Genomic DNA, 12,379 nt, shown 5'->3' with positions numbered 1-12,379 from the left:
TTATTCGCGAATTTGACCATCACCAAATACATAATACTTATTGGTAACCAATTGTTTAAGACCAAGAGGGCCACGATGGTGAAGCTTATCTGTACTAATTGCCAATTCGGCACCAACACCCATTTGACCACCATCGGTAAAACGTGTTGACGCATTTTGGTAAACGGCTGCACAATCTACCTCTTCCATGAACTGCATGGCGGTATTTTTATTCGTTGTCATAATTGTAGCAGAATGTCCACCAGAATTATTGTTTATTTTTTCAACAGCTTCATCAAGGGAATTTACAGATCCCAAGCAACATTTCATAGCTAGAAATTCTTCTTTCCAAATAGCATCATCTTTAATTGGTTGTGCATCTGTGAGTACTGAATGAATAGCTGTATCAACTAAAGTTTCTACCCCTTTTGTATTTAAAAGTTGATAGATATCTGTCAATTTCTGCTCGTAGTTGTCAATATTGGCATTGATCAATATTTTATCCAAAGCATTACAAGCCGATATTTTTTCGGTTTTGGCGTTCATGATGACCTTCACACTTTTTTCCCAATCGGCTTCTTTGTCTACGAACAAAAAGTTGTTGCCTCTACCGCTAACAAGTACGGCACATTTAGCATGTTCTTTTACAAAATGGATTAAACGCTCACCACCTCTAGGAACAATAAGATCAAGTTTTTCTGTAGGGTTTCTCAAGAACTCTTGCGTTTCTTCTCTATTCATGGTCAATTGCTGAATGTACTCTTTTGTGAGCCCGTTTTCTTCAAGAGCCTTGTGCCAAAGTTTTACAAGAATTGTATTGCTATGCAAAGCTTCTTTACCACCTTTTAAAAGAATTTTGTTATTCGCTTTAAAGGCAAGCACCGCAGCTTCGATAGTGACATCTGGTCTAGACTCATAAATAATCATTATGGTTCCAAAAGGAGCCGTTTTATTGGTGATATCCAATCCGTTTTCCAAATTCTGGGTTGAAATGGTCTTACCGACTGGATCGTCTTGAGACATCACTTCTTTTATAGAACTGATCATGCCATCAATTTTACTGTTGGTTACGATAAGTCTATCGTACATGGCTTGATCATCTTTTTTAAAAAGCTCTAAATCTTTTTTATTGGCATCAAGAATGCTACTTCGGTTTTCATCCAAAAGTCGCATCATGCTATTTAAAACCTTATTTTTTATTTCCGTTGAAATTATCTTCATTATGCTTCTGCTTTTTCTTCTAGGGTTACTTTCGTACCCACATTTTTTCCTTCTATAATATCAATTATTGTACGGTCTTTTTTACCGTTGGCAATGAATGTTGGTATGTTCTTGGCAGCTGCCTGTTGGGCGTAATCTAATTTAGAGCCCATACCACCACGACCTTCACCAGCTTTTTTATTGCTATCTTTTATGTATTTATCTAAATTTTCTTCAGGATTTACATGTTCAATAAGGTCACTGCTCTCTGCACTTGGGTGACCCGTATATAGCCCGTCAATATCCGTTAGGATAATAAGCTTGTCAGCATCAATAAGTTGTGCTATTAAACTGGCAAGTTCATCATTATCTGAAAACATACTCATGGTTACTGAAACTGCATCATCTTCATTGGCTATTGGTATTACCCCTTCAGATAATAAACCTTCTACGCAATTGATCATATTTTCTCTGTGTACACCAGGGGTGAAATCTCTTTTTGTAGGTAGTACCTGTGCGCATTTCATACCATAATCTTGAAAAATATTATAATATAATCGCATCATGCGAGGTTGCCCAATTGCGGAGTATACCTGCCTGCGTTGGGTATCGTTTTCAATACTTGATGCACCTAACACTTCACGGCCCGCAATTACGGAGCCCGAAGAAACAAGTACGGTCAATATATCTTGTTCATATAACTCTGCAATCTGTTGCACCAACTTTCGTAATACCGGTCTTACGATACGATTGTCCTTATTGGTCATTACGTTAGTGCCTACCTTAATCACTATTTTCTGTTTATACATGTACTTTCTCTTTACCAAGTTCAACTGCACGTTCAAATGCTGCGAAAGCGGCTTCTTTTATAAGTTCACCTACATTATTATTCTCCATAGAATCTAGTGCTGCACGAGTAGTACCGCCTTTACTGGCAACTTTATCCATCCAAGAATTTGGTGAAAGTTCATTTTGATTAAATAATTCGATAGCTCCCGTGAATGTCTGTGCGACCAGTACTTTAGATACATTCGGAGTAAAGCCCATTTTTAAGGCAGCTTCCATCATGCTTTGCATAAAGTAAAATACGTAGGCCGGACCGCTACCCGAAATACCGGTTGAAGCGTCAATAAAGTTTTCATTGCTTACTTGAATTGATTTACCCGTAGTGTCTAACAAACTTTCAATGGTCAACAGTTCAATTCTAGTTACTTCATTAGAGGCAACGAATGAAGTTAGTCCTCTACCAATAGATGCGGGCAGATTTGGCATTGCGCGAACTATTTTTGTGAGTCCTGTTAAATGTTGGATAGTATCGATAGTAACACCGGCCATGATCGAAATTATAATTTGACCGGGTTTTACTAGCGGATTCAATTTTTTAAAAACACCCTCTGCATGATAGGGTTTTACGGCTATAAAAATGATATCTGCCTGTGGTGCACAATTTTTAAGATCATCAAAAGCATCGAATTGCGGATTCTCGCGCAGTTCTTCCAATTTTTCTTCAGAAGTATCGAGCACCATTATATTTCTCTTCTTAAGTAATTTTGATTTCGACATGCCTTCTGCATAAGTCAATCCCATGTTGCCGGCTCCTATTACTAGTATTTTCATGAATTCAATTTTAATTATTGGATAATATATATGTGATTGTGTAATTATATAAATAGCATTTTTTCGATAGCGTTGTTTTTACGCCCATAATATATTTGTCTGTAGGTGTGCAGGGTTTTTACGGGGATACCCATAAAGTATTTTGTAATTGAGGTCACCTTCGACTTTTTTAGTCCGTTGCGTGTTCTGTATAATTCTTTGGTAGTACTTTCTCTTTTGATATAAATAAATTTCATGTAATGATGTTTCAAATAGTAACATAACATATGCATTACCAACTCCAAATTAGAGGTGTTAAGCTTATGTTATACTATAGTAAAGTGTATAGATTGAATGTTGGAAAGAAGTTTTTCTAGGTAATGGTATATGATCTTAAAGGTAAGCACGTAATAATTCGGTATTCGAAGTACGCCTAAGAGATTTTAGACCCTTATCTTTTATTTGACGAACGCGTTCTCTGGTAACATCGAAAACTTCACCAATTTCAACTAGGCTCATTGCAGGTTGATTGCCCAAGCCGAAAAAAAGACGGAGAACATCGCCTTGTCTTTCAGGAATTTTTTTCAATACTTGATTAATGTCCGTTTCTAATGATTCTGCCATCATGTTTTTATCAGGACTATTTAGTTTTGTAGACTCCAACACGTTATATAAAGAAGAAGATTCCCCTTCTTTAAAAGGAGCATCTAAAGAAATAGATTTACCTGAATTTTTCATGGATGTTTTTACTTTCGAAACGCTCATGTCTAATTCAGATGCAATTTCGTCGGCGCTCGGTGGTCTTTCGTTTACTTGTTCTAATGAAGAATATACCTGATAGATTTTACTGTTTACAGCGATTTTGTTTTGCGGTATCCTAATCATACGCGAAGTATTAGAAAGTGCCTGAAGAATAGATTGGCGGATCCACCATACGGCATACGAGATGAATTTAAAACCTCTAGTTTCATCAAAACGCTTTGCTGCCTTTACCAATCCTAAATTACCTTCGTTAATGAGGTCGGTTAAGCGTAGTCCTCTGTTTTGATATTGCTTTGCGGCAGATACTACGAACCTTAAATTGGCACTGACCAATTTGTCTAATGCTTGCTGATCACCTTCACGAATTTTTCTTGCCAATTCTACTTCCTCGTCTGCAGTAATTAAATCTATTTTACTGATTTCTTGAAAATATTTTTCTAATGAAATGGAATCTCTGTTCGTAATTTGTTTGGTGATCTTTAGTTGTCGCATAAATTATTTTTAAGTTCAGATATAACATACTATAATTTCGTTAAAATGCAAGAAAATGACACTTTTTATGATAAGTTTGACTATTTTATATGGTTTTTTACTTGTTTCTGAGTAAAAATGAGCTGTTTTTCAAGTTTTATGGTTTTGATTTTTTTAAACTTTTCTTTTAAGAATATCATTTTAGATAGGGAATAGTCATAGTAATCCCCCGCGTTTATTTTAGATAGCTGATTAATGATTATGATAAAAAAATCAGTAGCTAAAATGCCATTGTTTGCGCATCGATTTTTATTTTTGGATAAACTACCAACACACCATGAAAATTCGCTTAAGCATCTTCTTCGTTCTTGCTATTATTACTCAGTATGCAATAGGACAAAAAATAGACTTCTCTACGCTCGAAAATCTGAACATACGTAATGTTGGGCCAGCAAATATGAGTGGGCGCATTACGGCAATAGATGTGGTAACTGACAATCCGAAGATAATGTTCGTTGGTGCGGCTTCTGGCGGAGTTTGGAGGTCTGATAATGGTGGTTCTGCGTGGAAACCCGTTTTTGATGACCAACCTACACAGAACATTGGGGCACTTGCAATACAGCAAACAAACCCTGATGTTATTTGGGTGGGTACAGGCGAAGGTAATCCTCGTAATTCTATGAATTTAGGTATGGGCATTTTCAAAAGTACCGATGGCGGAGAAACTTGGAAACATTTGGGGTTAGAGGCTACCAAAACCATACATAGAATCAGTATAGACCCTAATAATCCCAATGTTGTTTATGTAGGCGCAATGGGTGATCCTTTTACCGAAAATGAGCATAGAGGATTGTATAAAACTGTCGATGGCGGTTTACATTGGAAAAAGATCTTATATACTAATACTAAATCTGGTATTGCAGATTTGGTAATGCATCCGAAAAATCCTAAAAAACTATTTGCGGCGCTATACGAACACAAACGAACTCCCTATTATTTTACATCGGGTGGTGAAGGGTCAGGCTTTTATGTTTCTAATGATGCAGGTGAAAACTGGAAGAAATTAGATGAGGATAATGGATTGCCATCCGGTAATTTGGGTAGAATAGGTTTTGCTATTGCGCCATCTGACCCAGATAGAATATATGCCAAAATAGAAGCTAAGAAGAATGCAATTTATCGAAGTGATGATGGTGGGGAAAATTGGAAAATGATCAACGACAATCCCAAGTTCGCGAATAATAGACCCTTTTATTTTCAAGACCTAGCGGTAGATTCAGAAGACCCAAATAGAGTGTATAATATTTATCAGCCTTTATCGGTCAGCTATGATGGTGCCACCACTTTTGATACAATACCTATGATACCTGCCGATGAAACAAAAGGTATTCATGCCGATTTTCATGCTTTTTGGGTGAACCCGAAAGATGCAAAACATTTTATTATTGGTGGTGATGGCGGATTGGGTATTACCCAGGATCACGGTAAAAGTTGGTATTTTCCTGAAACCATACCTGTGGCACAATTTTACCATGTGGGCGTAGACAATGATACTCCTTATAACGTTTATGGCGGTATGCAAGACAATGGAAACTGGTCAGGACCTGCGTATACTTGGAAGAGAGGAGGAATACGCACACTGTATTGGCAGTATTTAGTTGGTGGTGATGGCTTTGATATTTCTCCCGATCTGAATAATTCTAGATTTGGATATGGATCATCTCAAAATGGAGATTTATACAGGTATGATAAATTGACAGGATATTATGTGAGTATAAAACCACCTGCTCCGGATTTAATGACTCCTTTACGTTTTAATTGGAATGCAGCTTTTGCCCGAAATCCTACAGATGATAGTGCTGCGTACTATGGATCACAATTTGTTCATGTTACTAAGGATAAGGGTGCAACTTGGGAAATAATTTCTCCCGATTTAACCACTAACAATCCTGAGCATCAAAAACCTGATTATGGCGGATTAACATTGGATGTTTCAGGTGCAGAGCGCTACAATGCTATTTTGAGTATAGCACCGAGTTCGTTAAATAATGAAATAATATGGGTAGGCACCGATGACGGTCAAGTGCAATTAACAACAGATGGCGGTCAAAATTGGAAAAATCTTACCAGTAGGATAAAAGGCATGCCTAACGAAAGTTGGGTTGCCCAAATAGAAGCTTCTCGCTACGATGCTAAATCGGCATGGATGGTGGTCAACAATTATAGAAAAGGCGATTATGATCCTTATGTTTTTAAAACCGATGACCTAGGAAAAACATGGAAGCAAGTTGCAGATAAATCTATGGTAAATGGCTACGCTTTAAGTATTGTTCAAGACCCTATAGAACCTAATTTAGTGTTTTTAGGAACTGAGAATGGGCTATGGATAAGTATTGATGAAGGAGCAACATGGTCTCAATTTAAAAACGGATTCCCATCAGTATCAACAATGGATCTAAAGATTCAAGAAAGAGAATCGGCACTAATTGTCGGTACTTTTGGTAGGGCAATTTGGGTTTTAGATGATTTGTTGACCTTAAGAGAAATTGCGGCAAAAAGATTGAAATCTAGTATAACTGCATTTCCAATGAACGATGCTGTTCAAGTGAAAGGTCTATTTATAAATCCCCCAGGAAATATCTGGACAGGCTTTCATACTACTTTCGAGGGTGAGAATAAAGTATTTCAGAAAACTCAAATTCCTTTTTATTTATCAGACGAGCCAAAAGCGGAATCTAAGGTTACGGCAATGATTTATGATCAAGAAAATAGTTTGGTAAATACAGTTGAAACTAAAGAACTTACTGAAGGGTTGAATTACATGATTTGGAAATTAGATGAATCTGCATCTTCTTTGCCAGGTTCTTGGACCGATGATTTTTCAAGAGATATACCGGTATTGCCAGGGGAGTATACTATTGTTTTAAAGCACGGCGTATATTCTGATACTACCGAGGTAACCGTAATTGCAGACCCTAGATTCGAATTAAAACCAAATGTAGACAAAGCACTTTACGATTATAAAAAAGCAGTAGATAGTCAAGTCGAGATTTTGTCAAAACACTTATCGGATATTGATGCTAAAAGTAAAAAAGTAGATGGTTTGTTAAGCACAATAAGTAAGTCCGAGAATACACTTGATCAAGCTTTAGTGACCAAGCTTGAAAATATGCTGCAGTCTTTAAAAACACTAAAGGCAAAAGGAAAAACACCTAAGCCAGAAAGGCAAGTAGGGGCGTGGCAGTCTTTTGAGACATCGCCATATTCAAAAATACGAGAAGCTTTAAGTATCGCTGCCGCACAAACGAATGAGCCTTCTGCTCAACATCAAGAAATTGTAGAACAAGGAAAAACATTAGTTACTGAGTTTTCAAAAGCAGTAACCAATTTTATGAAAAATGAATGGGCACCCTTTGAAACTATGGTCAAAAATAACAACATCACTTGGGATGAGTAATATAATGAAGTTGAGATAATTAGGATAGAATTGCCTCTGCTTCAATTTCTACCATATAACCTTCACCTACCAATTTAGCTTCTACCAATGTATTAGCAGGGTTGATACCTTTAAAACGTTCACCATGTGCTCGTGCTACAGGTTCCCAATCTTTTAGTTCGTTGACGAAAATTCGGGTTCTCACCACATCGGCTAAAGTACCACCAAATGAAGTGATAACGCCCTCGATTTTGTCAATGATAAAATGGGCTTGGGCAGCGGGGTCTGTGCCACCTATCATGTCACTTCCGTGAGTTGCTGTGGTACCTGAAACATGAATACTATTTCCAATTTTTACAGCTCTACAGTACCCTGCATATTCTTCCCACTCCGTACCGCTAAAAATTTGTTCCCTATTTTCTCCGGTTTTTAGGGGAGTAAATGCTTTAGGTATCGTTTCTAAATGATCGCTAAGGTCGCCCGAAGCTGTTAAAAATGGAGGTTTTCTATATTCATCACCACAATCGCCAGGTATTAAGGTCAATTGAAGTTGTGCTTCTTTAATAGCGTTGATATCATCAGCATCTAGCGTAATATCCAGCATTTTTCTATTGTCATAGATATGCTCGCTTTCACCTAGTCGAGCGCCAACGATTACTGAAGCTACCGCATCACCCTCTAGAATAAATCTACTTGCAATATTTGCGATAGACGCTTGGTGTTTATCGGCAATCTTTTTTACTGTTTGTAGCAGGTTCTGGTAGGGTTCCCATCCGCCAGCGGCGTCAATAAAACGTTTGTATTTCATTTGTGACCATGTGGTCAACTCTTCATACGTAGGTTCGGTTTTGTTCAGCCATTTATCGGTTAAGAATCCGCCAGCCAATGTCCCAAATGCCAAGAGTTTTACATTGTATTCTTGACACACAGCAGCCATGTTTCCATTCGCGCGCTGGTCGATTAGAGAATGACAAATTTGATTGCTGATAATGGGTATGCCACTGGCTAAAGCAATTCGTAAATGTGCGGCATCGAAATTAGTTACTCCAATATATTTAATTAATCCCTCTTCCTGTAGTTCCTTAAGGTAAAAAAGACCATCTAACCAGCTAGCATCTGGGTAGTACCACGCATGAAATTGTAAGAGATCAATGCTAGATTGTTGCATTCTATCTAAAGCTGTTTGTATGGCAGCTCTAACATCGTCGCGAGTAATTTTACCAGGTTTCGGAACCCATTTGGTAAATAGCTGTACGCTGTTTTTATCGGCAAGACTATTTTTAAAAGTACCAGTTATGATTTCACTAGATCCATAATGGTCGGCCATGTCGAAAGAAGTGAGTCCGGCATCAACGTAAGGCTTCATAAATTTGGCTGTTGCTACAGGGTCCAATGTATTACCATGACGTTCCATATCGGCAATTTGCCATAAGCCGGTAACCACTCTAGAAATCTCTAAATCTTTTGCTAATTTAATTGTTGTCTGCATCTTTTATTCTTCAGGGAGTTCTAAAAATAGTTCGTTTATGTTGTTGTTATGTTTTTTCAATTTGTTCCAATAATAGGCAAATAACAAGCTTGCCAAGCCCATAACAATGAGCCATATAGGTGTGGAGTGAAAATACCACGCTGTTGTCTCTGATGTTAAATCTTTATAAGTGTGAATACCTAAAAAGGCAGAAAGGGTGATAATTCCTAGCCAAGCAATCCATAATTGTAATGTTCTATTTTTAAGTACTGAAATTTGTTTTGCCATCGCGGGATTTACCTTTTTGATAGTGACTAGGGTAATACACATTAAAAGAAAATTGACCATCATAGAAGTAACCATAATATCGATACCTAAAAAGAAATCGCCAGCAAAATGAGAACCTAATATACCAATACTCGCCATTGCACCAGCAACAATTAATGCGATATGTGGGGTATGATTTTTTGGATGGATTTTAGAGATAGATTTAGGGAAAATACCATCTTTAGCCCAAGCGAACATTAATCGTGAAACAGATAATAGCATGGCCGGTAGGTCATTGATAAGTGCAATTGCTGCGCCTGCCAATATAGCGATACCTAAGCCAGAGGGCAGCACGTAGCTTAACAAGCCTGGGGCAGAAATATCTTTAGTCATTGCTTCTTCTGCAACAAAACTCCAGGGAACAATATGATAGACTGCCGAAGCAAAAAGAAAGTAGAATAAGCCTACTCCGAATATGGCCAGTAGAATTGCTCGTGGTAACGATTTAGTTGGATTTTTAGCCTCACCACCTGCCTGAGCTATGGAGTCAAAACCTATAAAACTTGAAAATAAAAGTGCGGCTGCCGACAAAAATATGCGCCAGTCGAAATCAATATTTTTAATGGGCTCAAAAGTGCGTCCGGTTTTTTCTTGTAATCCCGTTAAGAAATCTGTAGAGTCGTACATGAGTGCCGATACGATTACAATTCCGCCAAGGGCGAACATCAAAAACATCATGGGTAATAAGATGCGCTCATAACTTTTTATCCCACGAATATTAATAGCGATAAAAGACCAAATTAAAGCTAATGCGATGGTTACGCGAATCCACCCTATTTCTAATCCGTTAGATATATTTTCCCACCCCAAACTCATCGTTACATCACGAATAAATGGTACGGTTACGTAAGCAATAACTCCGATAACAATAGAGAGTCCGAACCATTGAGAGAAGCTGGCAACAAAGCCTAAGTACGGATTTAATCCTCTACTGGCATAAATATAACTACCGCCCGCGCGTGGCATGGCAGATGCTAAAATGCCATAAGCCAATGCAGCAAATAATGCAGGTATGGCAGCAAAAGCAAATGCAGGTAACACGTAAGGACCGATACCGGGTACATTACGCTGGATCATGAAAGGAACGACATTTATCGAAGCCCCTAACATAGAGCAAACACCGGTAGCGGTAAGGGCTAAAAGCCCCATTTGTCGAGTTAGTTTTTTTGAGGTGGTTTTTGACATTTAAAATTGAGTTGCAGCGGCTTAGACTATTCTTGACCTAGAAAAGATTGTACACCGGTCATCTGCCATCTGCCCAAGGTTATTGGTATGCTCCCAATAGCATTTAATTCGTCAAAAAAGACTTTCATTTCAAAAGGTTCGTTCTTGCTCTCTTTCATTCTGGCATATTCTGCCATGGTGTTTTCTAACAAGTATTTACCAGTTATGTAGCTGGTGCCATACCCGGGTTGTCTAAGGTAAAGGTGCTGTTCAAAAAGCAATAGGTCCTTTTCAGTTTTCATCCACCCTCTTGGTGTGTAGTTAGAGTGAATACTACCGGCTTCTTCAGATGTCATAAGGTTTGCATGTGCATATAATGAACCTAAGCCTCTAGCGGCACGTTGAGCAATCATGATATAAACAATTTCTCTAGAGCGGGTTTGGTCGTCATACAATCCGGCATCCATAAACATTTCTTCTACGGCAGTTGCCGTTCCTTCATTTCTTGAATCGAATATATTGTAAAGTAACGCCTCTTTTCTAATCTCACGTGGGTTGGGTTCATTATCCATTCTAGCCAGTTCAAACCAATGGTAAAAATGAGAGTATAGCGGGCGCTGATCTAAATGTGCCGTGATCCAAAAAAAGTTTCTTTTCTCTTTCGGTACATAAGCACCTAAATGGTCATTGAGCGCAGTTTCAAAATAATCTTTTACTGTAACTATTTCATTTTTGTCTAAAAATTCTAGAAGACTTTTAGCTGAAGCCTTTGCCATTTTATTGTATTCTTCTTCACTACTGGCATCATCTAATTCGGGTAAATTCTGATTTCTATGTTCTTCTAATTTCAGTGCCGACCAAGCTCGTGTCAGTTCTCGTTTTAATAACATTACTTCGTCTTCCCAAGTTAATGGTACCAAATGTACATTTTGTAAATACCAAGTATAATTTTCTTTTCCAATACCTGATGGTCCGGTTTTAGAGACGGCTTCGGTTTTTAGCCATTCTGCTAAATTATTTGTTGAGGTTATTGCGGCATCGATAGCCGTAACTATTTTCTTGTTTTTTTGAACTCCATCTAGATTTTTAAGTTGCGCTAAATCTTTGCTTTGGGTTTCAATATCGCGAATACCGGCTACCCATAAATCTTTTGCATTACCCGTTAAGTTTTTCTTCGCTTGTTCGTTAAGAACAGGTATAACTTTTAAGGCGGCAATGAATTTGGTTTGGTCAGTTTTGCTTAATGGAAAGTTGTATTTCCATACATCGATAATAGCATGGTGCGCCGGACCCTCATGTGCAGGTACATCGCTACGGTCTGTCCATATAGTTTTATAAAATGCGGGATCTCTTGCCCAGGGTTTTAAAATTCGTTGGTTAAAATCGTAACCTTTTATCTCGGCATTTACAATATGCCAATCAACCTTATCAGGTATTGACCACCCAGTAGTATCTATAGCATATAGTTGTTGCTGCAAAGATTTGAATTCAGGAGTCCTCTTTTCGAAAGTTTCTGAAGTGTAATCAGGGGCACCATCTAATATTGGTGGGTTTTCAAAGGAGCGCCATTTTTTAAAAAGTTCCACTACACTTTGATTTGAACTTGTGTCTTGTGCCAATGTGATTAAGGGTGTGCTAACAAAAAGGAAAATAAAAAAGTAAGTTACTAATCTTGAATTTGCAGTTGTAGTCATTTTGAGTTGGTGATTGGTATGTGTATGCAAAATAAGAATAGTGTAGCAATGAGCCATATGTTTATTAAAAATAGTGATGGATTAGAATTATGTGATTACTATTGAAATCATAAAATTGCTCTAAAGCATAAATAAGTAGCTCAAATTCTAAATCCACCAAAATTTCACCTGCGAATAGCGTTATTTGTAAATTCAATTCAAAATGATTTTTTATACAGTCGTATTGTCTTAAAAATGTATTTTTATATCCCTATACAAATAATAGTGTAGTCGTATTTTTAG

The 12,379-nt window shown here is 37.6% G+C and carries 9 protein-coding genes; 1 reads left to right on the top strand and 8 read right to left on the bottom strand.

Annotated elements, in window-relative coordinates; genetic code table 11:
* From CLV90_RS13955 to CLV90_RS13935, 5 genes are all read right to left on the bottom strand, one after another.
* The gene (locus CLV90_RS13955) at nt 1–1,200 is read right to left on the bottom strand and encodes a glutamate-5-semialdehyde dehydrogenase (RefSeq protein WP_133688125.1); all 1,200 of its coding nucleotides are present in this window, start codon (nt 1,198–1,200) and stop codon (nt 1–3) included.
* Nucleotides 1,200–1,988: a glutamate 5-kinase gene (proB, locus tag CLV90_RS13950; protein ID WP_133688124.1), complete on the bottom strand. Its 789-nt coding sequence runs from the start codon at nt 1,986–1,988 to the stop codon at nt 1,200–1,202. Before proB ends, CLV90_RS13955 begins: the two co-directional genes overlap by 1 nt.
* Nucleotides 1,981–2,796: a pyrroline-5-carboxylate reductase gene (gene proC, locus CLV90_RS13945; RefSeq protein WP_133688123.1), complete on the bottom strand. Its 816-nt coding sequence runs from the start codon at nt 2,794–2,796 to the stop codon at nt 1,981–1,983. Before proC ends, proB begins: the two co-directional genes overlap by 8 nt.
* A 44-nt stretch (nt 2,797–2,840) precedes the next feature.
* Complete coding sequence (locus CLV90_RS13940) at nt 2,841–3,032, bottom strand: hypothetical protein (RefSeq protein ID WP_133688122.1); 192 nt, start codon at nt 3,030–3,032, stop codon at nt 2,841–2,843.
* A gap of 136 nt (nt 3,033–3,168) precedes the next feature.
* Nucleotides 3,169–4,029, bottom strand: a complete 861-nt coding sequence (locus CLV90_RS13935; protein ID WP_133688121.1) for a sigma-70 family RNA polymerase sigma factor — start codon at nt 4,027–4,029, stop codon at nt 3,169–3,171.
* Between the two features lie 316 nt (nt 4,030–4,345).
* Between CLV90_RS13935 and CLV90_RS13930 the strand changes: the two genes are divergently transcribed.
* Complete coding sequence (locus CLV90_RS13930; protein ID WP_133688120.1) at nt 4,346–7,465, top strand: WD40/YVTN/BNR-like repeat-containing protein; 3,120 nt, start codon at nt 4,346–4,348, stop codon at nt 7,463–7,465.
* 19 nt (nt 7,466–7,484) lie between these two features.
* Here the strand turns inward: CLV90_RS13930 and CLV90_RS13925 are convergent, their stop codons facing one another.
* The 3 genes from CLV90_RS13925 to CLV90_RS13915 are packed head-to-tail and all read right to left on the bottom strand — an operon-like array spanning nt 7,485 to nt 12,097.
* Nucleotides 7,485–8,933: an aldo/keto reductase gene (locus CLV90_RS13925; RefSeq protein ID WP_133688119.1), complete on the bottom strand. Its 1,449-nt coding sequence runs from the start codon at nt 8,931–8,933 to the stop codon at nt 7,485–7,487.
* 3 nt (nt 8,934–8,936) lie between these two features.
* Nucleotides 8,937–10,424, bottom strand: a complete 1,488-nt coding sequence (locus CLV90_RS13920) for an APC family permease (protein ID WP_133688118.1) — start codon at nt 10,422–10,424, stop codon at nt 8,937–8,939.
* Nucleotides 10,425–10,450: 26 nt separating this feature from the next.
* Nucleotides 10,451–12,097, bottom strand: coding sequence for a hypothetical protein (locus CLV90_RS13915; protein WP_208295132.1), 1,647 nt, complete (start codon nt 12,095–12,097; stop codon nt 10,451–10,453).
* Nucleotides 12,098–12,379 lie beyond the last annotated feature (282 nt).

This window comes from Maribacter spongiicola (genome assembly GCF_004364165.1).
Classification (GTDB): domain Bacteria; phylum Bacteroidota; class Bacteroidia; order Flavobacteriales; family Flavobacteriaceae; genus Maribacter; species Maribacter spongiicola.
The sequence above is the reverse complement of the archived record's forward strand: the minus strand, read 5'-3'. Positions and strand labels throughout refer to the sequence as shown.

What these genes read in the sequence shown, in the direction of transcription:
- proC (WP_133688123.1), bottom strand. Translation starts at nt 2,796, where the DNA reads ATGAAAATACTAGTAATAGGAGCCGGCAACATGGGATTGACTTATGCA.
- CLV90_RS13915 (WP_208295132.1), bottom strand. Translation starts at nt 12,097, where the DNA reads ATGACTACAACTGCAAATTCAAGATTAGTAACTTACTTTTTTATTTTC.
- CLV90_RS13940 (WP_133688122.1), bottom strand. Translation starts at nt 3,032, where the DNA reads ATGAAATTTATTTATATCAAAAGAGAAAGTACTACCAAAGAATTATAC.
- CLV90_RS13930 (WP_133688120.1), top strand. Translation starts at nt 4,346, where the DNA reads ATGAAAATTCGCTTAAGCATCTTCTTCGTTCTTGCTATTATTACTCAG.
- CLV90_RS13955 (WP_133688125.1), bottom strand. Translation starts at nt 1,200, where the DNA reads ATGAAGATAATTTCAACGGAAATAAAAAATAAGGTTTTAAATAGCATG.
- CLV90_RS13920 (WP_133688118.1), bottom strand. Translation starts at nt 10,424, where the DNA reads ATGTCAAAAACCACCTCAAAAAAACTAACTCGACAAATGGGGCTTTTA.
- proB (WP_133688124.1), bottom strand. Translation starts at nt 1,988, where the DNA reads ATGTATAAACAGAAAATAGTGATTAAGGTAGGCACTAACGTAATGACC.
- CLV90_RS13925 (WP_133688119.1), bottom strand. Translation starts at nt 8,933, where the DNA reads ATGCAGACAACAATTAAATTAGCAAAAGATTTAGAGATTTCTAGAGTG.
- CLV90_RS13935 (WP_133688121.1), bottom strand. Translation starts at nt 4,029, where the DNA reads ATGCGACAACTAAAGATCACCAAACAAATTACGAACAGAGATTCCATT.